Source organism: Agrobacterium sp. DSM 25558 (assembly GCF_900100825.1).
Lineage (GTDB): Bacteria > Pseudomonadota > Alphaproteobacteria > Rhizobiales > Rhizobiaceae > Agrobacterium.
On record NZ_FMUD01000020.1, the window covers coordinates 76,590 to 102,193 of the forward strand.

Below are 25,604 nucleotides of genomic sequence, written 5' to 3' on the forward strand. Positions count from 1 at the left end.
CTACCTTCCGACCGCATAGGCCTGCATCAGGCGCGGGGTTGCTGCGGCCCGCAGAAGACCATCGGCATCTCGCCGCGCTGCGGTCAGGCGACCAACTGTCCACGGGTCGGCTTCGGAAATATCATGTCCACGCGCCCTGAGATCGGAAAGTGCAGCCTCACCAATGCTGCGCTCGATCATCACATTGCCGGGCTGACGGGTGCGTGGATAGAACGAACCGGGGAAGTGCGTCGTATGGAACAGCGGCAGATCGATTGCTTCCTGCAAATTCATTCCGAAATGTGCGTAGCGCAGGAAGAAAGCTAGTTGCCACTGGTCCTGCTGATCACCGCCGGGCGTCCCGAAAGCAAGTGTCGGTCTGCCCTCGAACAGGCCAAGCGAGGGCGTCAGCGTCGTGCGAGGGCGCTTTCCAGGTGCCAGAGACGTGGGCAGGCCCGGTTTCATCCAGAACATCTGCGCACGAGAATTGAGGCAGAAACCAAGCCCCGGCACGATAGGCGAAGACTGCAACCAACCACCGGACGGCGTGACCGAGACCATATTACCGTCACGGTCGATGACATCGATATGCACGGTATCGCCGCGCTTCTCGGTGAGGTGCGACATGGTCGGCTCATAGACGGCACCGATACCAGCCATGGAATTGAGCATACTAATAGTAAGGTCATGCTGTGCATCGAAACCCGGAATTCTACCGGGGCGCAGGTCCATGGAAGCCTTGTCTGTGATCAGCTTGCGGCGTTCGTCATTATATCCATCCGAGAGAAGGGTCTGGATCGGGATTTGCGAGAACTCCGGATCGCCGTAATAGACTTCCCGGTCGGCGTAGGAAAGCTTCATCGCTTCCACGACGGTGTGGACGAAATCTACGCCCGCCGGGTCCATCGCACCGATATCGATACCCTTGAGCAAAGCCAGCGATTGCAGCAGAACCGGCCCCTGCCCCCAAGACCCTGTCTTGGCGATGCTCCAGCCATGATAATCATAGGTCGTAGGTTCTTCGATTGTGGCTGTCCAATTGGCCATATCCTCTGCCGTCAGCACGCCCTTGTGACGGTTGCCGCTGGCATCCATGACCTCTGCGGTCTTAAGATAATCGCCGATCGCCTCGGCGACGAAGCCGCGGTAGAAGGCGTCCCGGGCGGCATCAATGCCAGCCTCGCGGCCGGGTTTCGCCTCCGCTTCTGCAATGATGCGCTTCCACGTTTCAGCCAGAACCGGGTTCTTGAAGCTTGAAAGCGGTTCCGGTGCTACTCCGCCTGGTAGCCATGTCTCATAGGAAGTCGGCCACTCCTTCTGGAAGAAATCCGCCAGCCCCTTGATGGTTGCGGACACGCGCGGCAGCATCGGGTGACCGTTTTCGAGATAGTAGATGGAGGGTTCCAGCACATCGCGAACGGTCATGGTACCGTAATCGCGCAGCATCAGCATCCAGCCGTCGAAGGCACCGGGAATGACGGTGGCCAGCAAGCCATCGCCCGGGATGAGATCGATACCCTCAGCGGTATAATGTTCGATGGTCGCCGCTGCCGGCGCGGTTCCTTGCGCACAGATGACTTCGACCTTGTCTTTCTTCTTCGAATAGATGATGGCGGGCATGTCACCACCGGGACCGTTCAGATGCGGCTCCAGAACCTGCAGCACGAAACCGGTCGCGACGGCGGCATCGAATGCATTGCCGCCCTTTTCCAGAATGCTCATGCCGACAGCCGAAGCTATCCAGTGCGTGGATGTGACGACGCCGAACGTACCAAGAATTTCAGGGCGGGTGGTGAAAGTGGTCATTGCAGTATCCTTTGGAATTCTTAGTTTTCGCGTGGATCAAGCGCATCGCGCAGACCGTCGCCAAGCAGATTGAAACCGATCACGACGAAGAAGATGGCGGCACCAGGCCACATCGCCATCCATGGTGCCTGCGTCAGGAAGTTCTTGGCCACATTCAACATCGAACCCCAGCTTGGAGCCGGAGCCTGCTGGCCAAGCCCGAGAAAGGACAGGCTCGCCTCTGCGATGATGGCGGTGGCGACAGTCAAAGTGGCCTGCACAATGATCGGCGGTACGATATTGGGAAGGATGTAACGCAGCATGATATCGCCGTGGCCAAGCCCGATGGAGCGGGCACCCTCGATGTAATCCTCCGTCTTGACGGACAGCACTTGGGAACGGGTGAGCCGCACGAAGATCGGCATGGCGGAGAGACCGATGGCAATCATCGCATTGGTCAGGCTCGGCCCGAGAAAGGCGGCCAAGGCGATCGCCATGATGAGGAACGGCATGGCAAGAAACGCTTCGGTGACGCGCGAGATGACCTGATCGACCCAGCCACCGAAATAGCCGGAAATGAGGCCGAAAGGGACACCCAGCAATACGGCAATGGCAACGGAAACGACACCGGCCATCAAAGAAGCCTGTGCGCCCCAGATCATACGGGAAAGAACGTCACGACCAATGTCGTCGGTGCCCAACCAATGGGCTGCCGAGGGAGCTTTGCGAATAGCACCCCAGCTCGTGGCGAGCGGATCGGCCAGCGGCAAAAGCGGTGCCGCAACCGCCAGCAGCGTGAAGAAAGCGATGATGATGAGGCCAGCAATCGCGCTGCGATTACGCTTCATCTTTTTCCAGGCGCGGCTTTGGCGTGCCTTTGGCTTCTCGGCAGTAACGGCCTGTGCGGGCATACTCATATGGCTGCCCTCATGCGCGGGTTGAGAAGAACGGTCACGACATCTGCGAGCAGGTTCATGAAGATGAAACCGACAGCCGTGCACAACACGACACCCTGCACCACCGCATAATCACGATTGAAAACCGCATCGACAATCAGCTTGCCGAAGCCGGGAATGGTGAAAATCTGTTCGGTCAGAACGGCACCGGCCAGCAGTTCGCCGAACAGCAGCGCCGTCAGCGTAATCACCGGTAGGAGCGCATTACGGAAGGAATGGCTGAGTACAACTTCGCGGGTGGATAGGCCCTTGGCGCGTGCGGTGCGGATGTAATCAGACTTCATCACCGAAAGCATGGATGAGCGCGTGTGCCGCATGAGGGTTGCCGCGAGCCCAGTACCCAGAACGAAGGATGGCATGATCATCGTTTGCAGCGAGCGCACGGGATCGACAAAGATGGATTCGTAGCCCGAGGCGGGAAGCCATCCGAGTTGGACGGAAACCAGTAGGATGAGCATGATACCCAGCCAGAAATTGGGAATGGAAAGCCCAGATAGCGCTACGATATTGGCAAGATAATCGATCCACGTGTTCTGCTTCACAGCTGCCAGAATGCCCATCGGCACCCCGATGGCAAAGGCGAAAAACATCGACATCAAAGCCAGTTGGATTGTGACCGGCAGCTTTTCGGCAACCAGTTCCAAAACCGGCTGATTGGTGCGCAGCGATACCCCGAAATCTCCCTGCACCACGGAGCCAAGCCAGTAGAAATACTGATACACGACAGGATCGTTCATCCTGTATTTCTCACGCAGGAGTTCGATGACAGCCGGATCCCGTTCCTCGCCCGCCATGGCGAGAATGGGATCGCCCGGCAGGAGCTTTTGAAGCGAAAAAACAAAAACGGATATGATCAGCAGCGTCGGTATCGCGACCAGCAGCCGTTTGGCGATGTAGATATGCATGAAAGCAGGTCCTTATACGGGCAATGCTTCGAGTAAGGGTTGCGGGACGCGCAGAGGTGCGTCCCACAACGTGCGCAGGACAGGTTTAGTCCTCTTTTTTGACGCCTGTCAGGCGGATCATACCGTCACCGGAGGGGGTGAAAAGGGTGATCTTCTTGGAATAGGCATAGAGATAAGCCTGATGACCGAGGTAGATCAGCGGCAAATCCTCATCCAGGATTTTCGTCGCGGCATCGTATTTGACCTTGCGAACGGCGTTGTCGGTGGACGCGCGGGCTTCGTTCAGCAGCTTGTCGACTTCCGGGTTGCAATATTTGGTGTCGTTGATCCCACCCTTGCAGGTCACGAACTGGTGGATATTACCATCCGGATCGGAACGACCGGACCAGTCAGAGCGAGACAGGACATAGTTGCCTGCTGTCTGCTCTGACAACAACGTTGCGAACTCCGTGGCCTTCAGCTTCACGTCAAATCCGGCTTCGGCTGCCATGGACTGGATAACCTGCATCGCCTGCGTCTGGGTGGTGTTGTTGGCATGCTGAAGTTCGATTTCGTACTTGTCGAAACCGGCTTCCTTCATCAGGGCCTTTGCCTTTTCAACGTCCCGAGCAGGAACGGGAATGTCCTTATTGTACCATGGGCTGGTTGGAGGCCATGCCTGGTTGCCAGCCATGGCGGTGCCTTCGAACACCACCTGATTGATCGCTTCGCGGTCGATAGACAGCGAGAAGGCCTGGCGCAGACGTTTATCCTTGCCGAACGGATTATCGGCCTTCGCGCCGTTGCCGATGTTCACATACATCGCCATGTAGCCTGGTCCGACGATCTCGCCGTAATTGAGCTTTGGATCCGCTTTGACGGAAGCCGCATCGGACGCGGAAATGCGTTCTGCAAGATCGAGATCGCCCGATTGCAGGTTGGCTAGACGCACGGTCGTATCAGGAATTGGCAGGAACGTGACCTTATCGATGAAAATATTGTCCTTGTTCCAATAATCGGCAAATTTCTCAAGAACGATGCGGTCCTGCTGGATGCGTTCGACAAATTTGAAGGCACCGGAGCACACCGGCTTCTTGCTGAAGTTCGCGCCCAACTCCTTGCCAGCGGTCGGCGAAATCATCATCCCGGCACGGTCGGAAAGCTGGGCCAGCAGGCTGGCATCGGGGCTCTTCAGCGTAAACTTGACCTGATAATCACCGGTCGCTTCAACCTTGGCCACAGATGCCAGTTCACTCTTGCGACGGGATTCCGGCAGCGTCATGTTGCGGTCGATATTGTAGACGACCGCTTGCGCATTGAACGGCGTACCATCGTGGAACACCACACCTTCGCGCAGATCCATCGTCAATGTGCCGCCATTGTCGCCCCATGCCCACTTGGTCGCAAGCTGCGGAATGACCGACAGATTATTGTCGAGATCAACCAGCTTGTCGCAAAGACTGGTATAGACGATGCGGCCCACGAATGTGCGTGACTGTGCGGGGTCAAGCACGTCGGCATCGTCCATCAGGCCGATCCGCAAGTCAGCGGACAAAGCTGATGTCGCCATCAAAGAGCTGATAAAAAGAAGTCCGGAAAGTTTCGTCAATCGTGTCATGATGTTCGTTCCTCTGGTGATTTTTGAACAAGCCGGTTTTCCGGTCTTTTTTTCGTGTTGTAGGCAAGGCTAGATCTTGGCGGTTTCCTCAATGGGTGCAGACTGGTCGCTTTGGTCCATCGATGTCTGGCGTATCAACCGTTCCTGAAGCGTCAGAAGATGGGTGCGCATGGCCTCTCCCGCCCGCGCCGGGTCTCGCGAAGCAATGGCTTCGATGATGTCAGTGTGCTGGTCTCGTGATTCTTGAATTGTCTTGTGTTGCCTGCGCGCCCGTTCGCGTACCAATTGCCAGGCCGGGTCCTGCCGGACACGGTTGATGACGTCGAAAAGCGACAAGAAAAGCTGGTTGCCGGCAGACTGGGCGATCAACCGGTGCAAAGACCCATCCCAAAGCTCGCGCCAGTCAGCATCGGTACGCTCGTAAATCTTGTCTCGCAAATCTCGCATGCGGTCGATATCGGAGTCTTTGGCGCGCAACGCAGCCAATTGCGCAAGCTGCGGCTCCAATCGCAAACGCACTTCCATGATTTCCATGAAATTGGTTCCCGTCACCAGAGTGGCTGCGTGATCGCTCCAGCTATCTGGCCTCTGCCCCAGAAACGTACCCGCGCCCTGCTTGCGCCAGATCAAACCTTCCGCCTCTAGAACTTCCAATGCGCGCCGGATTTCCCGCCTGCCAACGCCAAAGCGTTCCGAAAGAGCGCGTTCTGTCGGCAATTTCCCATCTACTGCAAGCGTCGTGACACTGAACAGTTCACGCAGCCGCTCAAGAGCGTAGTTGGAGTTTTCAAAAGGCGGAGGTGTTGAACTCTGGTCCAATGGTTCGTACCAATTTACAATTGGTTCAATGAAGCGCTTTGATACCGCTTGGTCAAGCCACTTTTTTCGGCAACTTACAAAATGATGGAAAACGAGGCAACGCGTACATCGTCAGGGATCGACTTAGCGTCCGGCGGTCCAGTTGGCGAGTTCCTGCTCAGCGCGCTCTAAAGCGCTGTGATTGAGGAGTTTCCGCAGAAAGGCGACCGTTACCGCACGCGTGCGCAGATTATACTGACCATCAGAGTCACTATCCCTCGAAGCCTGGTAGACGTTCAGTTTCTCATACAGGCTTTGAAGGCGGTTCTGGACGCTTCTGAGCGATAAATTTCGACGGCGCGCAATTGTTTTGTCCGTCAAGCCGAGTGCAACATCGATCAGGATTTCATATTCGGAATCGCTCATACCTCTGACCCGGCCCAGACTTTTCTCCTGCATCCCGCGCACTTCGCGGTCGATGACGCATTGCGCCTCGATGAAGATACTACGCAATGCAAGGCGCAGGCGGTCGTCGGAAGCGGATTTCAGAACATAGCCGTAAGCCGCACCATCAGGCACGATACGGGAGACACCGCGCACATAGGCTTCGTCCGAATAATTCGACCAGAAGAGAATGCGGGTGTCGGGGCGTTCTTTCCAGATGGTGCGAGCGGCCTCGATGCCATTGCGCTCTCCCATCTGCAAATCCATGACGATGTGGGCAGAGCGGTTTTCGCGTGCGAGCTTTTCGCCGACCTTGCCGTTTTCTGCCTCGATAACATGATTGCATTCCGGAAGTGCGGCGCGCACCGCTTCATTCAGGTAGGAGCGGTGCAGAACGTCGTCTTCCACGATCAGAACTTCCATCTCACATCTCCTAGAATATCTGCGTGCTATCGGCCAAAGTGATGCTAACAAACGTCCCAGGACCGGTTCGGTTGTGCCCCATTTCAAAGCGGGCGGAAATCAATCGTGCACGGGTCTTCATATTTCCTATGCCATGGCCGTGCATGGAGGTGTGCTTGCCGCACCCGCTCCCGTCATCACTGACGACGATGCGCAGATGACTGTCGATATGGCGTATCGTGACCGTGATATTCTGCGGCTGTCCGTGGCGGATCGCATTGTTGACGGCTTCCTGCACGATGCGGAAAACCGACGTCGCCACCGTCTGCTCCAGCGCTTCCACCCGGCCATCCGTTTCATCGATCACGGACCAGTCGATGGCAAGGCCGCTGTCGCGCACCGAGCGGTCCAGATCGTTCTCGATCGCCTGAACAACCCCGAACAGTTGAAGGATCGAGGGCTTTGCCTCCTCGATGATCTGCCGCAAGTCCTGCATGGAATGCTGAAGGCTGCGCACCAGTGGCTCCAGCATCTCGCCGGAGAGATCGGAAATATGCGTCATCCGCTCCATGCGCCGCGCCAGTCGGGTCAGATCGGCAAGCGTCTGGTCGTGTAAATCCATGCCGATGCGCTGGCGCTCTGCCTCCAGTACCTGGGTGAGTTTCAAGGCACCCAGCCGTAGCCCCTCTTCGCGGGCATGGGCCTCGGCCTCAACGATGGCGGATCGCTTGGCCTGATCGGCGGCGCGAATGGCAAAAAAATAGGGTGCCAGCAGATCAGCCACAGCACGCGCGTTGGCCACATCCTCCATGGTGTAGGCATCGGCTTCCAGCGACGAGCAACTGAGCGCGCCGATGATATCGCCATGGACCTTCATGGGAACATGCAGACGGCTGTGCAGGCTAAGTTCAATGATGGGGCTGGAGAACGAGCCTTCGAAATGAAATCGCGGATCGGAGCACGCATCGCCGCTCAACAAGAAATCAACCTCTCCCGCCAGAAGCGAGCGGATGGGGCTTCCGGTTAAAAGCGCAGGCGGCTGCTGGCTCCAGGCGCTATCCATCCCGCTTTCATAGGCAATATGATATTTTCCATCGATGAGCTTGATGCAGACATCCAGATGGTCATGCGGGATGATGTGGGTGATTTCGGTGGCCACAGCCTGGATGATGGAATTGAATTCCAGCTGACCAGCCAGCAGTCTCGAAATGCCCATATAGTGGTGAAAAAGCGAGGATCTTGGTGTGTCGAGCATCGGCGGACGCCCTCCCAAGCGTCTGCAATAAGACTGACATTCGTTGTCGGCGTCAGACTTGCGTATCTTGCGCCGTAGCAGCGGCTGCGTCCTGCGGAAACCCGCATAAATTCTGCTGGAACCCGCAAACAGATTGCTCGGAATAGCCTATACAGCAACGACTTTCCCGTTCATGCTTAATTAGTACTGGGGAAAGGAGCCTCAGTGCAACGGGAAACTGGGCTGAACGTCGAGGAGACGCGGCAAAGGTTCCTTTACCCGGAGACGGGTGGGCCACTAGGGAGGAAAAATCAATGGCTATCAGGAAGATGCTTCTGGCATCGGTCGCTGTCGCGTGTGCGACGTTACCGATGACTGCACATGCGGATACATCCGCCAAAAAAATTGCGCTTTCAAACAATTACGCAGGCAATTCATGGCGTCAGGCCATGTTGACGAGCTGGGACAAGATCACCAAGGACGCCGTCAAGGCTGGCACCGTTGCCGCTGCAGACCCGTTCACAACAGCGGAAAATCAGGCAACTGAACAGGCTGCCCAGATTCAAAACCTCATTCTCCAGGGCTATGATGCCATCGTCATCAATGCTGCTTCACCAACCGCACTGAACGGTGCCATCAAGGAAGCATGCGACGCGGGCATTACCGTCGTATCCTTCGACGGCACCGTCACCGAACCTTGCGCATGGCGCATCGCGGTCGATTTCAAGGCCATGGGCGAAAGCCAGATCGATTACCTCGCCAAGAAAATACCTAAGGGCGGCAATCTGCTTGAAATTCGCGGCCTCGCCGGTGTGTACGTCGATGACGAAATCCACGCAGGTATTGCGGCTGGCGTTGCCAAGAACACGCAGTTCAAGATCGTCGGTTCGGTGAATGGCGATTGGGCGCAAGATGTCGCCCAACGCGCTGTTGCTGGTATCTTGCCAAGCCTGCCTGAAGTCGCCGCGGTCGTGACGCAGGGCGGTGACGGCTATGGCGCGGCACAGGCATTTGCAGCAGCCAAGCGCCCAACACCGACCATCGTCATGGGCAACCGTGAAGACGAGTTGCAGTGGTGGAAGCAGCAGAAGGATGCCAGCGGTTATGAAACCATGTCGGTTTCCATCGCACCCGGCGTTTCCACGCTCGCTTTCTGGGTCGCACAGCAGATTCTGGATGGTAAGGATGTGAAGAAGGACCTCACCGTTCCTTTCCTTCGCATCGATCAGGCCAATCTTGAGGACAGCCTCAAGAACACCCAGAAGGGTGGCGTCGCAAACGTCGAATACAGCCTCGAAGATGCACAGAAGGTCATCGCCGCCGCCAAGTAAGCGTCGAGCCTGCACAACACCATGACATCGCAGTGCCGTTCAACGGCGCTGCGATGGATGTGAAGCCGTGGCGCAAGGCCGCAAAATTGGCGTAACTGCTCATGAACGAAGTGATATCCACACAGGAAGTTGTCGCAGCGCGCGGCGTGAAGGTGGTGTTTGGTGCCGTCAAGGCTCTGGATGGTGCCGATCTCGTCATCCGCTCCGGCGAATGCCTTGGCCTTGTCGGACACAATGGTGCGGGAAAATCCACCATCGTCAACGTCATCAATGGTGGCCTGACACCCCATGAAGGGTCCGTTTCCTATGGCGGAAAGCCCAGCACCTATGGCATTGCGGCAGCGCGTGCCAGCGGCGTGCGTTGCGTCTTTCAGGAGCTGTCACTGTGTCCCAACCTGACGATCAACGAAAACGTCCGCATCATGCACACCGACATGATGGGCAGCAATTGGCGCGGCCGTGCGTTGACTTTGATCGCGGCCAAGCTGGACGAGATATTTCCCGGCCACGGCATCGATTGCGACGTAACCATTTCAGATTTGTCTATCGCCGAACGGCAGATGGTGGAAATTGCCATCAACTTTGCCGGTGTCGGTGAAGAGCCGAAACTCGTCATTCTGGATGAGCCGACATCCTCGCTGGATGCGGGTCTTGCCGAACAGTTGATGGATTATGTGCGCCGCTTTGTGCGCAAAGGTGGCGCGGTGCTGCTGATTTCCCATATTCTCGGTGAAATCCTGTCCACAGCCACCCGCGTAGTTGTCATGAAGGACGGCAAGGTGGTGGCCAACCGTCTGGCAGCGGAATTCACCAACAAAACCCTCGTCGAAGCCATGGGAAGCGTGGTGAAAGAACAAGGTGGCAAGCGTTCATTGGAGCGCAAGACCGGGGCCAAAGTTCTTTCCATGCCGTCTCGTAAAGGCAAAGGATTATCCTTCGAAGCACATCGCGGCGAGATCATAGGGCTTGCAGGTCTGGGTGGCCACGGACAGACCGAAGCGCTGCTTGACCTCTATCTTTCACGAAACAGCGCCTGGTTTCCAACCCGGCATAAGGATATCGCCTTCGTTGCCGGTGACCGAAGTCTCAACGGAACATTCCCGCTGTGGAGCATCTTGAAAAACCTCAGCATCGCGTCGCTGCGCGACTTTTCGCCGGCGGGTCTCGTGGATCGCGCCAAAGAAGACGAACTCGGTGCCAGCTGGAAGAAACGCATCGAAATCCGCACGCCCGATCTCGGCAACAAGATCCTGTCTCTCTCCGGCGGTAACCAGCAGAAGGTGCTGTTTGCCCGGGCGTTGGCAACGACTGCCAGTACCGTCCTGATGGATGATCCCATGCGCGGGGTCGATATCGGCACCAAACAGGAGGTCTACGAAATTCTGCGCACCGAAGCCGCCAGTGGCCGCACCTTCATCTGGTACTCGACCGAAATGGATGAAATCAGCCTGTGCGACCGCGTCTATGTTTTTCGCGATGGTATCATCCAGGCCGAACTCACCGGCGATCAGATCAACGAACAGGCAGTGCTTGCTGCATCTTTTTCCGGAGACGCGCGCACATGAAGCTATCGTCAAACACCCTGCGCCTCATCATTCCGGCAGCTTCGCTTGCGGTTCTGTTGATTGCGGTCTTCTACATGCAGCCCCGCGCCATGGGTTATACGGGCCTCAACCTGCTGTTCAATCTGGCCGTTCCCATTGCACTCGCCACCATTGCCCAGATGCTGATCATGTCAGTCAACGATCTTGATCTGTCCATGGGAACCTTCGTCAGTTTCTGCGCCTGCGTCACCGCGACCTTCCTGCAAAGTTCGCCGCTGGTCGGAATTCTCATTTTCGCGGCCGCGATTGCAGTTTATGCCGCGATGGGGGCGATCATTCACATCCGGGCGCTGCCGTCCATCGTCGTCACCCTTGGCATGAGCTTCGTCTGGGGCGGCTTTGCGGTTTTGCTGCTGCCATCACCGGGCGGTGAAGCTCCGGGCTGGATCCGCGCCATCATGATCGCCAAGCCTCCTTTCATTCCCATGGCCATCGTCGCCAGCATCGTGATTGCAGCGGTCGCGCATTACGTCGTCATGCGCTCTTCTTTTGGCGTGCTGATGCGCGGTGTGGGCGGCAACTTCCGGTCCGTTGAGCGTTCCGGCTGGTCCGTCATCGGCATTCGCGCCGCCACCTTTGCTCTTGCCGGTTTCTTCGCGGTATTGGCAGGTATTGCGCTGGTCGGCCTGACGACCTCTGCCGACGCCAATATCGCATTGCGTTACACATTGCTGTCGATTGCCGGCGTCATTCTTGGCGGTGGAGAGTTCGTCGGCGGTCGCGTATCGCCGATCGGTGCCGTCATCGGTGCTTTGACGCTGACGCTTGCCGGCTCCTTCCTATCCTTCATGCGCATTTCGCCGGATTGGCAAATTGGCGCGCAGGGCGCGATCTTGATCGTCGTGCTTGGCCTTCGCCTGCTCCTGAACCGCCTCGAAAAGCGGGAGAAAAACCAATGAGTGCCTTGCAGAGATTTTCGAAGAAACCGTGGATATGGTCATTTGTCGCCACCATTTCGGTATGGATCATCACTGTCCTGTTCACCGGTGGTGCCAGTTCCTTTGGCCTTTCGCATGCGGCACTGACATTCGCGGCCTTCTCCGTCATCGTTGGCATCGGCCAGATGTTCGTTATCACGCTTGGGCCTGGCAATATCGACCTGTGCGTCCCCGCCACCATGACGCTGTCTGGCACCATTGCGCTGAAATTCATGGATGTGTCGGATCATCTTATCCTACCGGGCCTGCTGGTCGCCATCGGTATCGGTGTGGCGGTCGGCATCGGCAACTATGCGCTCATCAAGCTCCTGCGCATTCCGCCCATCATCGCAACCTTATCGATGAGCTTCATCGTGCAATCCACAGCCATTTGGACCAACCGTGGCCTGCGCGTCAAACCGCCGCAAATGCTGGCCGATTTCGCCATTTCCAGCACCTTCGGCATTCCCAACGTCGCGCTGGTCGCACTCCTTCTCTCAGCAATCGCATGGGTTCTTCTCGACCGCAGCTTTTACGGACGTTGGATATCCGCCATCGGCCAGAGCACTTTCGCAGCCAGAATGACCGGCATCCCTGTGGATGGCACGCGGTTCATCACCTATGTCCTGTGCGCCGTCTTGGCCGCCATAGCCGGTTATCTACTGGCCAGCTTCTCCGGTGGTGCCGCTCTCAATATGGGCGCGGAATATCTGCTGATGTCGATTGCAGTGGTTGTTATCGGCGGAACGGCTGTTGCGGGTGGTGATTCCAACGTGCCCGGCATTTGGGGCGCATCGCTCTTCATGTTCCTCGTTGTTTCTATGCTCAACACCTACGGTTTCGGTGCAGGCATCCGCCTCATTCTTACCGGCCTCATCATCATCTCCGTCATTCTTCTGGCAAGCGGCCCCAAAAAGCTGCGCTGAACGCGAACCCTCATTTTCGGAATAGACCCATGCCGACAGACACATCATCGCTTTACGACATTCGCGACGAACGTTTCCGCCAGTTCATTGTCGGCAATGCCGAGCTTGAAGAGCTGCATTCCGGCTGCCGCTGGGCCGAAGGTCCCGTGTGGTTTTCCGATCTCAACTGCCTGTTGTGGAGCGATATTCCCAATCAGCGGATATTACGTTGGGTGCCGGAAGACGGCGTTTCGGTGTTTCGCCAGCCCTCCAATTTCGCGAATGGCCACACGCGCGACCGGCAGGGCAGGCTAGTTTCCTGCGAACATGGCACACGGCGCGTGACACGCACGGAGGTGGATGGTTCAATCACCGTGCTCGCGGATAGCTATCGCGGAAAGCGGCTGAATTCGCCCAATGATGTCATCGTCCGTTCCGATGGTAGCGTCTGGTTCACCGATCCGACCTACGGCATCCTTTCCGATTATGAGGGATACAAATCCGAACCCGAACAGCAAACGCGCAACGTTTACCGGCTTGATCCTTCGACAGGTGAAATCGAGATCATGGTCGATGATTTCGGCCAACCCAACGGACTTGCCTTCTCACCCGATGAAACCAAACTTTACATCGCCGATTCCTCATCCAGTCACGATATTACCCGTCCACGCCATATCCGCGTTTTCGATGTTGTCGATGACAAGCGTCTCACGGGCGGGCGGGAATTCTGCGCTCTGGACAATGGCCTGCCGGATGGTTTTCGTCTGGATGTCGCGGGTAATCTCTGGACAAGTGCAGGGGACGGCGTGCACTGCTTCTCACCCGAGGGCACGTTGCTGGGCAAGATCAAGATTCCGCAGACCGTGGCAAATCTCACCTTTGGCGGCCCACGTAAGAACAGGCTGTTCATCACGGCGACGAAGTCGCTCTACTCGATTTATGTGGCAGCCACGGGTGCGCAGTATCCGTGAGCGACGCTATCACGCTACGAGCAGCGGAACGCCAACTCACGCGACTTGGGGAAGAAGCGTTGTCGGCGCAACAGTGACTGTCAAAGTTTCAAAGCTTGGCTTTGCCAGCACATAGCCTTGAATGAGGGATACGCCGAGGTCTTTTAAAGCTGCGAGCTCATCAACCGTCTCAACACCTTCACATAACGGCACAATTGACAAATCCTCCAGCATATTCAACGTGTGTTTGACGATCGTGCGCCGAACAGGATCGGTATCGATGCCGCGGATCATGTCCATGTCGAGCTTGACGATATCAGGCTGAAAATGGGTGAGAAGGCCTAATCCCGAATGACCCGCGCCAAAGTCGTCGATTGCGGTCTTGAACCCCATATCCCGGTATGTTCTCAAGATATGAAGCACATGCTTGGTATCGAGCACTTCGTTTTCCGTGAACTCGAAGATGATGCGATCCAGCGGAAATCCGGTTTTCATGGCGGTTGCGAGTGTCAGGCGAATGCAGGCCCGTGGCTCATAGACGGCGTTCGGCATGAAGTTGATCGAGAGTTTCACATTGTCAGCCGGGTCGTAGAGGCTGGAAGCCAGTTCAATCGCCTTGACTCGACATTGCTGATCAAAGGCGTAGCGATTGTCATCCCTCACCTGCCCCAGAACCGAACCGGCTCCTTCGCCATTCGGCCCACGCACCAATGCCTCATGTGCAAACACAGCGCCGGTCGTGATATCGACAATGGGCTGAAACGCCATTGAAAATGGCACATTGAACGCCGCGCCATCGCGGCAACCATCGCATTGTGTCGCCATTGGTAAACTCTCTCTGTCCGTTGTTTTTCCGAACATTAGATTATAAGGGATTAAACTTGTATTGATGTAAGATCTTCAATCACAACCTTTCTGAGGTGACATGAACGACGCTCCCAAGCTCCCCAGGATCAACCGAGGCAGTCTTCAGGAATTGATTGGGGGCTTGAGCGACGGAATCATCTTTCTGGAGCCGACTGGTGATATCGCCTGGGCCAATGAATCAGCGCTCGGAATGCACCGCGTCGATCGAATCGAAGCGCTGGGGGCGGATGCCAAGGAGTACCGCCGACGGTTCACGCTACGCTACCGCAACAACCATCTTCTGGAAGAAGGCCAGTACCCGCTTGAGCGTTTGCTGTCCGGTGAGACGATAGACGACGTGACGGTGGAAATCTCGCCTGCAAACGATCTCGATCTGGTTTGGGTGCACACCGTACGCAGCATGATTATTTCCGACGGCACCGACAAGCCAGACGTTTTGGCACTGATCCTGCGAGACGAGACGCCGCGTTTTGAAGCCGAGGAGAGGTTCGAGCGCTCGTTCAATGCCAACCCTGCGCCGGGCCTCATCTGCCGCTTGGATGACCACCGTTTCATCCGTGTCAATGAGGGTTTCCTTGAGATGACGGGGTTTTCCAAGGAAGACGTGGTTGGCAAGACCGTGGAGGCGATCGGTCTGTTTTCGAACTGCGACACCGGCGAGGATGCACTGACCAAGCTGGTGGAAGGCCGGGTTATCCGCCATCGCGAAGCGCTGGTGCCGCTACCGGATGGCGGCGACCGACTGGTCATCGTGGCCGGCGAACCGATCTCTGTGGTCGAAGAGCCTTGTATGCTCTTCACTTTCGCCGATCTCGATGCCCGGCGAAAAGCGCAAAATGCCCTGCGCCAGAGCGAGGAACGCTTTTCCAAATCCTTCAAGCTTTCACCAGCACCTGCTGCCGTTTCTAGGTTGGACGACTTCGTCTTTACCGAAGTCAACGATGCGTTTCTGCAAGTCTCCGGTTACAGCGCGACCGAGATTACCGGCCGCACGGCAAGCGATCTTCGCCTGTGGGAAGACGTCGCTGCACGCCGTGCTCTGGAGGAAAAGCTGCGCGACAATATTTTCGTTCGCAACGAAACCCTGCGCATGCGTCAGAAGGATGGCGGCATGGCCGATTGCCTTGTTTCCGCCGAACGGGTTGAAATCAATGACGAGCAATGCGTCATCTGGGCGCTTCAGGATGTGACCGAACGCAGGCGTAGCGAAGCGCAATTGGTAGAAGCCATCGAGAGTGTAATGGCCGACACGTCGTGGTTCAGCCGTTCCATCGTCGATCGCCTGGCAACACTCAAACACCAGTCAACGGCGGCACCCACGGCGCAATTGATGGAACTGAGTGACCGAGAGCGGGAAATTTTGGGCCTTATCTGCAACGGACAAAGTGACGCTGAGATGGGAGAGACGCTGCATCTTTCCAAGAACACCATCCGCAATCACATCGCGTCCCTTTACGGCAAGATCGGCGTTAACCGGCGCGCTGCGGCAGTGATCTGGGCGCGCGAGCGAGGCTTCACCGGAGTGACGGAAGCCAAGGCCAAGACTAAAAAATAATCTAAAATTAGACAGAATTCGGTAAAAAAGGTCATTTTCTACCAATTCGAATAGTACTTCCCGCTCTGCAAAAGCTTGGTTTGCGGCTGTATCTCCTGTGGCATGGCGTTGGCTCCCACCGACGCCGGATGATTAAGAACACAGTCTTAGGAAGGATACATCATGGATAAGAACCGTATCGAAGGTGCCGCCAAGGAACTGAAGGGCACGATCAAGCAGGCAGCCGGAAAGCTGACGGGCAACAAGAAGCTGGAAGCCGAGGGCCGGGGCGAAAAACTCGCTGGCGAAGTGCAGGGCACCGTTGGCAAGGGCGTCGATGCCGTCAAGGGCGCGCTGAAGTAAGCGTTAATCCACCAATCCGGCCTGCCACCGCTGGCAGGTCGGATCATAGGAGGCAATCCCGCCATGTTTTTTCCCGTCGTCTCAGCGCCATCAGCACCATCTTCTGGCCAGTGTGCAACCAGTGCCGCGATCAAATCGTTATTGGCCTACGCACACGGTCTAGAAGATTGTCAGATCGACGTTGAGGTATCCTTTGGTATCGTCACACTCACCGGCAAAGCATCATGCAACGCCGCCGTGGACAAGGCGATAGGGATTGCCGCCGACGTCTCATCAAGGCCCGTCTTCAGCGACATCGATGTGCGCGAGACTTGCCTGACCCCACCCATACCGCCCGCCTTAGACCTCAAAAAGGATCGAAAGACATCCGGCAAAATTATTCACATGAAAAGAGAGACAAAATGAAAAAGACACTCATCCTCGCGCTTGCTGGCGCAATGGCCATGACTTCTGCCGCTTCTGCTGCCAGCATGCATCACAACCGCAAGCCTGCTGAAAAGGTGGTCTCACAGCCGAAGCAGCGCCTTGGCACACTGTCGTGCGAAGTCGCAGGCGGCATCGGCCTTCTGGTCGGCTCCAGCCGCGCGGTTGACTGCCAGTTCAAGCAGCGCACCGGTAAGGTGGAACGCTACACCGGCACAATCGGCAAGCTCGGCCTTGACGTCGGCGTCACCGGAAAGTCCTATCTCAGCTGGATCGTCGTCAACACCGAACCGACAACAATCGGTCAGGGCAGCCTTGCAGGCACCTATGTCGGTGCATCTGCCCGCGCTTCGGTTGGCGTCGGCCTTGGAGCCAACGCACTCGTTGGAGGCAACAACAAGAACTTCGGTTTGCAGCCACTAAGTGCCGAGGCTGGCCTTGGGCTGAATGTAGCAGCTGGCGTATCGCGCCTGCAGCTGCGCACAGCAAGGTAAGTACAACGATGGACACGCATGGCACATACCGTGCCATGCGTGTCCATAATACTACCTCCGGGATATCGCATTCACTCAGCCACTTTTCCCCTCAATCAGTTCCATTGGCCAAATCTTGCGTTTGATCGCGTCGGGATAATGCGACTGATAGTCTGGCATGATCGAAAGCAGACTTTCTGCAAGGTTGATGCCGAGATCGCGCAGAGACAAGCTGAAGCAGGTGAGGCTTGGCTGTAGGAACTGCGCCTGCGAGCTCTGCCTGCCGATGATGGCGATGTCCTTTCCGGGTATCAGCCCAACCTCCTCCAAGCCACGATAAAGCCCGGTCACCAGCGTCTCGTTGACGAGGACGACGGCGGTTGGGCGGACGTCACAAGCCATGATCTGCTGCGCAACACCATAGCCCCCCGTTTCACTCGGCTTGGCGCGGAAGATATGATTATCTGCGAGAGCCAGCCCGTGCTTGCCAAGAACGTCACGAGCACGCTCGACGAACAGATGACCGAGATTGAGATCGCCATGTGGCCAGATCAGGCCAATGTGCCGGTGGCCGCTCTTCACCAATCGCTCAATGGCGACTTCCGCCATGCCCTCGAAATCCAGATCGATCCAGGGTTGGCCGACATCAGTCTGGCTTCGTCCCAAAGTTATGAAAGGGATATCGTGGCGGGCGAGCAGCTGAAACCTTGCGTCGTGAAGACGGGTGGCAGAGAGAATGATGGCGTCGGCAAAGCCGCGTGCCACGACACGCTGGAGATAAGCGTCCGGGTCCTCGTCGGATGAACAGAGCAGCGCCACCAGATCGAGCTTATGTCGCGCGAACACCGTCTGCACGCCGTCAAAGACACTCATGAAGAACGTGTCACCCTGGCCGGTGATTTCCGGGCCGGTCTGCATCATGAAACCGATGACGCCAGTCGTGCCTTTGCGCAAGGAACGTCCCGATTGGTTGGCAACATAGCCCAATCTGTCGGCCGCTTCGAGAACACGGCGTCGGGTTTCTTCATTGACATCAGTCTTTCCATTTAGGGCACGTGAAACCGTACCAATAGAAATATCAAGATATTCTGCCAGTTGGCGAATGCCTTTCATGAAGTGCCTTTCCACGGCTCTTAAAGCGATTTCGCAAACAGTATTGACAAAAATGGGCTGCTGTCCATAGTGTCGTAAACGTTTACGGAAAACCGGAAGAGGAGTTTCGGTTGCCGTAGGAGGAGGATTTCAGTGACATACAATGCCGTTTTGTGTGGATGCGGAGCTATGGCCAAAGGCTGGCTCCGAGCGTTGCAGGCCACACCACAAATGCAAGAGGCTGTCAGGGTCGTTGGCCTAGTCGATCTGGACCGAGCGACAGCCGAGGCGCTTGCTGCCGAGTTCAATATTCGGAACGCCGTTATCGGCACGGATCTTGAGACCGTTCTAACGGAAACCAAGCCGGATATTCTCTTTGACGTGGTTATTCCTGTTGCTCGCCACTCCGTTGTCAAAACCGGTCTGGCGCACGGTTGCCACGTGCTGAGCGAGAAGCCGATGGCGACGTCTATGGAAGAAGCAGAAGATTTGCGCCGTGCCGCCGAGGATGCGGGCCGCATTCACGCCGTTGTTCAAAACAGACGGTTCATTGCAGGCGTGCGCCGTATGCACCGTTTGGTGGAGAGCAGCGTTATCGGCCAAGTGACCGGCATCCACTGCGATTTCTTTCTTGGCCCACACTTTGGTGGTTTTCGGGAGAAAATGGACAATGTCCTGCTTCTCGATATGGCCATTCATACCTTCGATGCCGCACGTTTCGTTTCGGGCAAGTCACCGCTATCGGTCTATTGCGTCGAAACCAATCCGGCGGGTTCGTGGTACGCTCACGGCGCGGCGGCCAATGCCATATTCCGCTTGTCCGACGATGTCGTCTTTACCTATCGCGGGTCCTGGTGTGCCGAGGGTGAACGCACAAGCTGGGAAAGCGCATGGCGGATTGTCGGTTCGAAGGGCATGCTGACGTGGGATGGTGAGGAGACCTTCAAGGCCGCCGTCGCAGGAAACGAGCTCGGCCTTCTCCACGGTTTCACACCCGTCGATGTCCCGCCGCTTGATAACGATGAGGAAACCCATGGCCACGCCAGCGTCATTGCCGATTTCCTCGATGCTGTCAGCACGGGACGCGAACCCGAGACGGTCAGTCATGACAACATCAAAAGCCTGGCGATGGTCCTTGGTGCGATTGTAAGCGCCAAGTCGGGCCAACCCGTCGATATTGCAGCATAAGGACAACGACAGTGAGCAATCTACAAGGACAATCCATTCGCATCGGCACCATGGTCAGCGCCACCAAAGGACAGGCTGCGGAGCGTATCGCGCAGATCGCTGATATGGGATTTGAGAGTTTCGAGCCGTTTTTCTGGCAGACGACCAATGGTCAGGACATCGCTGATCTCGGCAAGCGTTGCCGCGATTCCATCGGCGATCGCGACATCACGATCTCGACCATCGGCATGTTCGGCAATCCGCTGGAAGAAACCGATATGGACCTTCAGACCTTGCAAGGCTGGAAGGATTGCATCGACAACGCGCACCATTTCGGCGCAACCTGCGTTGCCGGTTTCACCGGTCGCATCCGCAACAAGCCGCTGACTGACAGCCTGCCGCGTTACAAGCAGGTGTGGAGCGAACTTGCCAAACGCGCGGCGGACAAGGGCGTGAAGATCGCCTTCGAGAACTGTGCAATGGACGGCAACTGGGCGACGGGCGACTGGAACATTGCCCACAATCCCGACGCCTGGGAACTCATCTTCAACGAGACACCAGACGACAACATCGGTCTCGAATGGGAACCCTGCCACCAGATGGTCTATCTGATCGACCCTCTGCCACAAATCCGCAAATGGGCTTCGAAAATCTTCCACGTTCACGGCAAGGATGCGACCATTCGCTGGGACGTTATTCGCGAACACGGCATTTTCGGCAAGCATCCCTTCGTGTTCATGCGCACACCTGGCTTTGGTGACAGCAACTGGACGGACATTATTTCCGAGTTGCGTCTGGCGGGCTGGTCCGGCTCGATCGACATCGAAGGCTGGCATGATCCGGTCTACCGGGATGCGTTGGAAATGACCGGGCAGGTCCACGGCCTCAACCACTTGAAGCAAGCCCGTGGCGGCAGTTTCGTCGTCGATCCGGTATAATTTGAAGGCGACATAGCGGTGTGGAGGAGGTCCAGCCGCGATACATGAGAATTCTGGATAACCACAAAGGAGGAGACTATGGGTATCCGCAAATACACGATTGCTGTGGCAACGGCGCTTGTCACCAGCGTTTCATTGTTTGGACTGAACGCGCAGGCAGAGGACGTCAAGCTAACACTATGGTCGCTTGACCGCGACATTCAGCCTGCGCCCAATCTCATCAAGGAATTCAACGCGCAGAAAAACGGCATCCAGATCGAGTATCGCCAGATACAGTTCGATGATGTGGTAAGCGAGGCCATGCGCGCCTATTCGACCGGCAACGCGCCTGACATCATCACCATCGACAATCCCAATCACGCCATGTTCGCATCGAGAAAAGCCTTCGTCGACCTGACGGACATGATCGCCAAGTCTACGGTTATCAAGCCAGAGAATTATTTCCCCGGTCCCCTCGCCTCCGCTACGTGGGACGGAAAATATTACGGCGTGCCGAAAGCCACCAATACGATTGCGCTCTATTACAACAAGGATCTGTTCAAGGCTGCTGGTCTGGACCCGGAAAAGCCACCGCAGACCTGGGATGAGTTACTGGAAACAGCAAAGAAGCTGACGGATCCATCCAAGAACGTCTACGGCATTACCTTCTCGGCCAAGGCCAATGAGGAAGGCACGTTCCAGTTCCTGCCCTGGGCACAAATGGGTGGAGCCACATACAAGTCCATCAACAGCGATGGTGCTGTCCGCGCGCTGACAATCTGGAAGCAATTGCTTGATGGAAAGATGGCATCGCCTGATACGTTGACGCGCAGCCAGTGGGATGCGACCGCAACATTCAATGCGGGCAATGCCGCTATGGCCATTTCCGGCCCCTGGGAAATCGACCGCATGTTGACGGACGCCAAGTTCGACTGGGGAACAGCGTTGCTGCCGGTGCCACAACAAGGGGCCGAACGTTCGTCCGCCATGGGCGATTACAACTGGGCGATTTTCTCCAATACCAAACATCCCGAAGAGGCCTTCAAGGCGCTTGAGTTCTTCGCCTCCAAGGATGTGACAATGTACAAGGATTTCGGCCAGATCCCCGCCCGTTCCGACGTGCCGATCCCGCCAACCGGCAATGCGCTGAAGGATTCAGCGCTGAAGACCTTCGTGGAGCAGCTGAAATACGCCAAGCCACGCGGCCCATCGCCGGAATGGCCGAAGATTTCCAAGGCCATTCAGGATGCCATCCAAGCGGCATTGACCGGCCAGATGGAGCCAAAGGCTGCGCTCGATCAGGCTGCCGAGAAGATCAAGCTGATCGACGGCTAGGCTCTCGCACTTGCTTCAAGAAACCGATGGCACGCGTGCCATCCACCTTTTCCTCCCGGAGAGAACTGCTTGACACTTCGGTGTCGGGCAGTTCTCCACCGGCGCACATGAGGCTTCCATGAAAAGGATTATCTCCAGCATCACGGATGGACGTGGCTTCGACATCGGTCTGGTCGGCGTGCCCTTTGCGTTTCTGTTCATCCTGGCCGGTCTGCCCTTGCTCTACAATATTCTGATGAGCTTTCAGGAAGTGGACATGTTCAGTCTGGGAAGCATCATCCGGCCATTCGTGGGCTTCAAGAATTACATCGACCTCTTCAAGCAGCCTGAAACCCTGCCAATTCTCTACAACACCGTCATATTCGTCGTCGGCTCCATAGCCGGGCAGTTTCTTGTCGGCTTTGGCCTTGCGCTGTTTTTCTGGATAAACTTTCCGGGCTCGTCCTGGCTACGCGGCCTGTTTCTGGTGTCCTGGGTTATGCCCGGTCTGGTGGTCGGCGCTATCTGGAACTGGATACTGTCAGGTGATTTCGGCGTGCTGAATTTCCTCCTGCGCGAAAGCGGCCTGATCGACAGCAATATATTCTGGCGCTCCGACCCGAATTTCTCCCTTTGGGCCGTTGTGTTGGCCAATATATGGCTCGGCACTTCCTTCAATATGATCCTGCTATCGGTTGGATTATCGTCCATTCCCGGCGACCTTTATGAGGCGGCAGAGCTTGATGGTGCCAATGCCTGGCAGCGGTTCTGGACGATCACATTGCCGATGATGCGCTCCACGATAGGCGCGATCATTTCGCTCGGCTTGATCTTTACCCTGCAACAGTTCGATCTCTTCGCCGCCATTACCGATGGCGGGCCAAACAACTCATCCAACGTCGCACAATATTGGGCCTGGGATCTTTCCTTCCGGCAATATGACTTTGGCAAAGGCGCGACGATCTCGGTCATTATGACCGTGTTCGTGATGTTTGCAGCAATCGTCTATGTGCGCTCGACACGTCATGAGGTGCGCGGATGACTGAAACCTCTCGAAATCGCATGATGCTCGCTATCGCCATCTTCATGGCAGCGATCTATCTCTTTCCTCTTTACTGGATGTACATCACGGCGCTGAAAACCGGCTCCGAAATGTTTGCCAGCCCGCCAAGCTTCTGGCCATCGACAGCACAGTGGAACACGTTCGTCTATGTCTGGGAAAGCCGGAACATGGGCCGCTATCTCTGGAACTCGACACTGATCGCCTTCGGCTCTGTGGCGCTGATCGCCGTTCTCGGCACCGGCTGCGCCTATGTTCTGGCGCGTTACCGCAATAACTGGGTGGACATCGGGCTGTTCCTCATATTGATGCTACAGGTTCTTCCGGCATCCCTGATGATCACGCCAATCTTCGTCGGCTTTTCGCAGATCGGCTTGCTGGACTATCCGCGCTTTGCCGTCATTCTGGCGATTGCGGCAAAGAGCATGCCCTTCTTCGTTGTGCTGGTTCGAGCCACCTTCATGGCCGTGCCGATGGAGCTTGAGGAGGCGGCGCTGGTCGATGGCAATTCCCGCATCGGCGCTTTCTTCAACATCGTGCTGCCGCTTGCCCGCAATGGCATTCTCGTCAGCGCCATCCTCATCTTCATGCAGGCATTCGGAGAGTTCGTCTATTCCAAATCGATGATCCAGAATGTCGAGTTGCAGCCCGCAAGCGTCGGCCTCAACTCCTTCATGGGTCCAAACACCAGCGAATGGAACAACATCATGGCCTATGCCACCATGTATGTGACCCCGATCCTTGCCATTTTCGTCCTATTGCAGCGCCGCATCGTTTCCGGCCTCACATCGGGAGCTCTCAAGTGACCAACCAAATCGAATTGTCAGGCGTCAACAAATATTACGGTGCCTATCACGCGCTGAAAGACATCGACCTCACCATCCGCAAAGGTGCCTTCGTCGCGCTCGTCGGGCCATCCGGCTGCGGCAAGTCTACGCTGCTGCGCTCGCTCGCCGGACTGGAGTCGATTTCGGCGGGTGATCTTGTGATCGCCGGCGAGCGCATGAACAACGTGCCGCCGCGAAAGCGCGACCTGGCCATGGTGTTTCAGTCCTACGCGCTCTACCCGCACATGACGGTCGAGGAAAATCTGACCTACAGCTTGCGCATTCGCGGGACCAAAAAGGCAGAAGCCAGAAAAGCGGCAGAGGATGTGGCGGCCATTACCGGCCTGTCAGACCTCTTGCATCGCTATCCACGGGAGTTGTCCGGCGGACAGCGCCAACGCGTCGCGATGAGCCGTGCCATTATCCGCAACCCCAAAGCCTTCCTGTTCGACGAGCCCTTGTCCAACCTGGATGCCGCCTTGCGCGTCCATATGCGTAAGGAAATCAGAGCGCTTCATGACAGGCTTGGCGCGACATCGGTCTATGTCACGCATGACCAGATCGAAGCGATGACGATGGCCGACCATGTTGTTGTCATGCGCCAGGGCGTGATCGAGCAGCAGGGACAGCCTCTCGAGCTCTACGACCGACCCGTGAACCGGTTCGTTGCAGGCTTTATCGGTTCGCCCGCCATGAACTTCATTCCGGCAACGGCGGGGCCAGATGGTAAAAGCCTCATTCTCGACCTTGGCCAGCCACAGACCGTCAGTCTGGAGCGTGCCATTCCCGCCAACCGCAAACTTGTGGTGGGCTTGAGACCCGAGCATCTGACAATTGCTGAAAGCAATGATGGTGCGCTGAAGGTACCGGTGGCGCTAGTGGAATCGACTGGCTCCACGAGCTACGTCACCACGGCATCGACACCTGAATGTGTGGTGGTGGTAAACGGACGCGTTCCGATAAGTGGCGGGCAAACCATCGGCCTGGATTTTGCGCAGGAGCATATTCACCTGTTCGATGCCGATACGGGCATGCGGATTGAATGACGAAAGCGTGCCAAGCGAAATGCACTCGTTTTCGCCAAAGAGAGGCCGTCCTCACTGTTAGGCTGAATGAACGTCACCGAAAGAAAGCAAGCGCTACGCCTGCACAGGCATTGGAACAAAACCGCGCCCAAACTGTTGTCAGATCAATGCCGAGAACTGCACAGATACGGTGTAAGATGGATTTGAATCCAATATACGACGCTCCGACCCCGTTATCGTCAGATGATCTTGAAGAGATCGATCGGTTTCATACCGCATGGTGCGAGGAAAACGGTGTCGACAAAACTGACGTCAAGGCCGTAGAAATCGCGTCGGCGCTCATTAGCTGGTATTCCACCAGTCCCGCATATCGCATGCGCGCAAAACTTGACCACCCACCTGTTCTGCCAGATTCCGAGCATATCGAAAAACTTCTACACCAGTTGAAGTAGTTTTTGCCTAGTTCTCTAGGCTCAGGACTCATAAAATCAGAGCCAGAAGATAACAGCGGCGGCGATGCAAATGCTTGAGAAGAAGGTATGTGCGCAGCGATCGTAACGTGTGTGGATGCGCCTCCAGTCCTTTAGCTTGCCGAACATGTTCTCGATTTTGTGGCGTTTCCTGTAGAGAACAGGATCGTGCGGGACGGGCACTTTCCGGTTGGACCTTGAAGGGATGCAGGCGTCGATCTTGCGCTCGGCTAAGGCAGCGCGAAACCAGTCGGCGTCATAGCCC

The 25,604-nt window shown here is 56.5% G+C and carries 25 protein-coding genes; 15 read left to right on the plus strand and 10 right to left on the minus strand.

Annotated elements, in window-relative coordinates:
- The 7 genes from DSM25558_RS17265 to DSM25558_RS17295 form a co-directional block, all read right to left on the minus strand.
- Complete coding sequence (locus tag DSM25558_RS17265; protein ID WP_077105934.1) at window positions 1-1,785, minus strand: gamma-glutamyltransferase family protein; 1,785 nt, start codon at window positions 1,783-1,785, stop codon at window positions 1-3.
- A gap of 20 nt (window positions 1,786-1,805) precedes the next feature.
- Entirely contained in the window at window positions 1,806-2,675 is an 870-nt protein-coding gene (locus DSM25558_RS17270; RefSeq protein ID WP_143240149.1) for an ABC transporter permease, read from the minus strand.
- 2 nt (window positions 2,676-2,677) lie between these two features.
- Window positions 2,678-3,625 (minus strand): ABC transporter permease, encoded by a 948-nt coding sequence (locus tag DSM25558_RS17275; RefSeq protein ID WP_077105936.1) that lies wholly within the window; start codon window positions 3,623-3,625, stop codon window positions 2,678-2,680.
- A gap of 85 nt (window positions 3,626-3,710) precedes the next feature.
- Window positions 3,711-5,174: an ABC transporter substrate-binding protein gene (locus DSM25558_RS17280; protein WP_244554240.1), complete on the minus strand. Its 1,464-nt coding sequence runs from the start codon at window positions 5,172-5,174 to the stop codon at window positions 3,711-3,713.
- Window positions 5,175-5,291: 117 nt separating this feature from the next.
- Entirely contained in the window at window positions 5,292-6,041 is a 750-nt protein-coding gene (locus DSM25558_RS17285) for a FadR/GntR family transcriptional regulator (protein ID WP_083716543.1), read from the minus strand.
- A gap of 123 nt (window positions 6,042-6,164) precedes the next feature.
- Window positions 6,165-6,887, minus strand: coding sequence for a response regulator transcription factor (locus DSM25558_RS17290; RefSeq protein ID WP_077105939.1), 723 nt, complete (start codon window positions 6,885-6,887; stop codon window positions 6,165-6,167).
- A gap of 10 nt (window positions 6,888-6,897) precedes the next feature.
- Window positions 6,898-8,121: a GAF domain-containing sensor histidine kinase gene (locus DSM25558_RS17295; protein ID WP_077105940.1), complete on the minus strand. Its 1,224-nt coding sequence runs from the start codon at window positions 8,119-8,121 to the stop codon at window positions 6,898-6,900.
- Window positions 8,122-8,414: 293 nt separating this feature from the next.
- On the opposite strand from DSM25558_RS17295, the gene DSM25558_RS17300 reads away from it, so the two are divergent.
- The 5 genes from DSM25558_RS17300 (at window position 8,415) to DSM25558_RS17320 (ending at window position 13,828) form a co-directional block, all read left to right on the plus strand.
- On the plus strand, window positions 8,415-9,431 hold the full coding sequence (locus DSM25558_RS17300) for an ABC transporter substrate-binding protein (protein WP_077105941.1): 1,017 nt from the start codon (window positions 8,415-8,417) through the stop codon (window positions 9,429-9,431).
- A 101-nt stretch (window positions 9,432-9,532) separates the two neighbouring features.
- The gene (locus DSM25558_RS17305) at window positions 9,533-10,996 is read left to right on the plus strand and encodes a sugar ABC transporter ATP-binding protein (protein WP_077105942.1); all 1,464 of its coding nucleotides are present in this window, start codon (window positions 9,533-9,535) and stop codon (window positions 10,994-10,996) included.
- Window positions 10,993-11,934 (plus strand): ABC transporter permease, encoded by a 942-nt coding sequence (locus DSM25558_RS17310; protein WP_077105943.1) that lies wholly within the window; start codon window positions 10,993-10,995, stop codon window positions 11,932-11,934. Before DSM25558_RS17305 ends, DSM25558_RS17310 begins: the two co-directional genes overlap by 4 nt.
- Entirely contained in the window at window positions 11,931-12,878 is a 948-nt protein-coding gene (locus DSM25558_RS17315; protein ID WP_077105944.1) for an ABC transporter permease, read from the plus strand. The genes DSM25558_RS17310 and DSM25558_RS17315 overlap by 4 nt, the downstream gene beginning before the upstream one ends.
- Before the next feature lie 29 nt (window positions 12,879-12,907).
- Window positions 12,908-13,828 carry an SMP-30/gluconolactonase/LRE family protein gene (locus DSM25558_RS17320; protein WP_077105945.1) on the plus strand — a complete coding sequence of 307 codons (921 nt, stop codon included), beginning with the start codon at window positions 12,908-12,910 and terminating at the stop codon, window positions 13,826-13,828.
- Window positions 13,829-13,864: 36 nt separating this feature from the next.
- On the opposite strand, the gene DSM25558_RS17325 is transcribed toward DSM25558_RS17320, so the two are convergent.
- The gene (locus tag DSM25558_RS17325) at window positions 13,865-14,632 is read right to left on the minus strand and encodes an EAL domain-containing protein (RefSeq protein WP_077105946.1); all 768 of its coding nucleotides are present in this window, start codon (window positions 14,630-14,632) and stop codon (window positions 13,865-13,867) included.
- Between the two features lie 100 nt (window positions 14,633-14,732).
- On the opposite strand from DSM25558_RS17325, the gene DSM25558_RS17330 reads away from it, so the two are divergent.
- The 4 genes from DSM25558_RS17330 to DSM25558_RS17345 all read left to right on the plus strand — a co-directional run bounded on the left by DSM25558_RS17330 (window position 14,733) and on the right by DSM25558_RS17345 (window position 17,488).
- On the plus strand, window positions 14,733-16,229 hold the full coding sequence (locus DSM25558_RS17330) for a helix-turn-helix transcriptional regulator (RefSeq protein WP_077105947.1): 1,497 nt from the start codon (window positions 14,733-14,735) through the stop codon (window positions 16,227-16,229).
- A 162-nt stretch (window positions 16,230-16,391) separates the two neighbouring features.
- Window positions 16,392-16,571 carry a CsbD family protein gene (locus tag DSM25558_RS17335; RefSeq protein ID WP_077105948.1) on the plus strand — a complete coding sequence of 60 codons (180 nt, stop codon included), beginning with the start codon at window positions 16,392-16,394 and terminating at the stop codon, window positions 16,569-16,571.
- 63 nt (window positions 16,572-16,634) lie between these two features.
- Complete coding sequence (locus DSM25558_RS17340) at window positions 16,635-16,976, plus strand: BON domain-containing protein (protein WP_077105949.1); 342 nt, start codon at window positions 16,635-16,637, stop codon at window positions 16,974-16,976.
- Complete coding sequence (locus tag DSM25558_RS17345) at window positions 16,973-17,488, plus strand: DUF992 domain-containing protein (RefSeq protein ID WP_077105950.1); 516 nt, start codon at window positions 16,973-16,975, stop codon at window positions 17,486-17,488. The genes DSM25558_RS17340 and DSM25558_RS17345 overlap by 4 nt, the downstream gene beginning before the upstream one ends.
- Before the next feature lie 75 nt (window positions 17,489-17,563).
- On the opposite strand, the gene DSM25558_RS17350 is transcribed toward DSM25558_RS17345, so the two are convergent.
- On the minus strand, window positions 17,564-18,580 hold the full coding sequence (locus DSM25558_RS17350; protein ID WP_077105951.1) for a LacI family DNA-binding transcriptional regulator: 1,017 nt from the start codon (window positions 18,578-18,580) through the stop codon (window positions 17,564-17,566).
- A gap of 132 nt (window positions 18,581-18,712) precedes the next feature.
- Here DSM25558_RS17350 and DSM25558_RS17355 point away from each other — a divergent pair, with 132 nt between their 5' ends.
- From DSM25558_RS17355 to DSM25558_RS17380, 6 genes are all read left to right on the plus strand, one after another.
- On the plus strand, window positions 18,713-19,747 hold the full coding sequence (locus DSM25558_RS17355) for a Gfo/Idh/MocA family protein (protein ID WP_077105952.1): 1,035 nt from the start codon (window positions 18,713-18,715) through the stop codon (window positions 19,745-19,747).
- A 50-nt stretch (window positions 19,748-19,797) separates the two neighbouring features.
- The gene (locus DSM25558_RS17360) at window positions 19,798-20,664 is read left to right on the plus strand and encodes a sugar phosphate isomerase/epimerase family protein (RefSeq protein WP_371480135.1); all 867 of its coding nucleotides are present in this window, start codon (window positions 19,798-19,800) and stop codon (window positions 20,662-20,664) included.
- Between the two features lie 78 nt (window positions 20,665-20,742).
- Window positions 20,743-21,978 (plus strand): ABC transporter substrate-binding protein, encoded by a 1,236-nt coding sequence (locus tag DSM25558_RS17365; protein ID WP_077105954.1) that lies wholly within the window; start codon window positions 20,743-20,745, stop codon window positions 21,976-21,978.
- Window positions 21,979-22,096: 118 nt separating this feature from the next.
- Window positions 22,097-22,999, plus strand: coding sequence for a carbohydrate ABC transporter permease (locus tag DSM25558_RS17370; RefSeq protein WP_077105955.1), 903 nt, complete (start codon window positions 22,097-22,099; stop codon window positions 22,997-22,999).
- Complete coding sequence (locus DSM25558_RS17375) at window positions 22,996-23,823, plus strand: carbohydrate ABC transporter permease (protein WP_077105956.1); 828 nt, start codon at window positions 22,996-22,998, stop codon at window positions 23,821-23,823. The genes DSM25558_RS17370 and DSM25558_RS17375 overlap by 4 nt, the downstream gene beginning before the upstream one ends.
- Entirely contained in the window at window positions 23,820-24,890 is a 1,071-nt protein-coding gene (locus DSM25558_RS17380; protein ID WP_077105957.1) for an ABC transporter ATP-binding protein, read from the plus strand. Before DSM25558_RS17375 ends, DSM25558_RS17380 begins: the two co-directional genes overlap by 4 nt.
- A 467-nt stretch (window positions 24,891-25,357) precedes the next feature.
- On the opposite strand, the gene DSM25558_RS17390 is transcribed toward DSM25558_RS17380, so the two are convergent.
- The coding region (locus DSM25558_RS17390) for a transposase (RefSeq protein ID WP_143240147.1) at window positions 25,358-25,604 on the minus strand (247 nt) is incomplete at its 5' end.

Coding starts and splice junctions, on each gene's coding strand:
- DSM25558_RS17270 (WP_143240149.1), bottom strand. CDS start 2,675: ATGCCCGCACAGGCCGTTACTGCCGAGAAGCCAAAGGCACGCCAAAGC.
- DSM25558_RS17330 (WP_077105947.1), top strand. CDS start 14,733: ATGAACGACGCTCCCAAGCTCCCCAGGATCAACCGAGGCAGTCTTCAG.
- DSM25558_RS17295 (WP_077105940.1), bottom strand. CDS start 8,121: ATGCTCGACACACCAAGATCCTCGCTTTTTCACCACTATATGGGCATT.
- DSM25558_RS17310 (WP_077105943.1), top strand. CDS start 10,993: ATGAAGCTATCGTCAAACACCCTGCGCCTCATCATTCCGGCAGCTTCG.
- DSM25558_RS17305 (WP_077105942.1), top strand. CDS start 9,533: ATGAACGAAGTGATATCCACACAGGAAGTTGTCGCAGCGCGCGGCGTG.
- DSM25558_RS17265 (WP_077105934.1), bottom strand. CDS start 1,785: ATGACCACTTTCACCACCCGCCCTGAAATTCTTGGTACGTTCGGCGTC.
- DSM25558_RS17315 (WP_077105944.1), top strand. CDS start 11,931: ATGAGTGCCTTGCAGAGATTTTCGAAGAAACCGTGGATATGGTCATTT.
- DSM25558_RS17360 (WP_371480135.1), top strand. CDS start 19,798: ATGGTCAGCGCCACCAAAGGACAGGCTGCGGAGCGTATCGCGCAGATC.
- DSM25558_RS17325 (WP_077105946.1), bottom strand. CDS start 14,632: ATGGCGACACAATGCGATGGTTGCCGCGATGGCGCGGCGTTCAATGTG.
- DSM25558_RS17300 (WP_077105941.1), top strand. CDS start 8,415: ATGGCTATCAGGAAGATGCTTCTGGCATCGGTCGCTGTCGCGTGTGCG.
- DSM25558_RS17350 (WP_077105951.1), bottom strand. CDS start 18,580: ATGAAAGGCATTCGCCAACTGGCAGAATATCTTGATATTTCTATTGGT.
- DSM25558_RS17320 (WP_077105945.1), top strand. CDS start 12,908: ATGCCGACAGACACATCATCGCTTTACGACATTCGCGACGAACGTTTC.
- DSM25558_RS17370 (WP_077105955.1), top strand. CDS start 22,097: ATGAAAAGGATTATCTCCAGCATCACGGATGGACGTGGCTTCGACATC.
- DSM25558_RS17375 (WP_077105956.1), top strand. CDS start 22,996: ATGACTGAAACCTCTCGAAATCGCATGATGCTCGCTATCGCCATCTTC.
- DSM25558_RS17340 (WP_077105949.1), top strand. CDS start 16,635: ATGTTTTTTCCCGTCGTCTCAGCGCCATCAGCACCATCTTCTGGCCAG.
- DSM25558_RS17335 (WP_077105948.1), top strand. CDS start 16,392: ATGGATAAGAACCGTATCGAAGGTGCCGCCAAGGAACTGAAGGGCACG.
- DSM25558_RS17365 (WP_077105954.1), top strand. CDS start 20,743: ATGGGTATCCGCAAATACACGATTGCTGTGGCAACGGCGCTTGTCACC.
- DSM25558_RS17280 (WP_244554240.1), bottom strand. CDS start 5,174: ATGGCGACATCAGCTTTGTCCGCTGACTTGCGGATCGGCCTGATGGAC.
- DSM25558_RS17290 (WP_077105939.1), bottom strand. CDS start 6,887: ATGGAAGTTCTGATCGTGGAAGACGACGTTCTGCACCGCTCCTACCTG.
- DSM25558_RS17345 (WP_077105950.1), top strand. CDS start 16,973: ATGAAAAAGACACTCATCCTCGCGCTTGCTGGCGCAATGGCCATGACT.
- DSM25558_RS17275 (WP_077105936.1), bottom strand. CDS start 3,625: ATGCATATCTACATCGCCAAACGGCTGCTGGTCGCGATACCGACGCTG.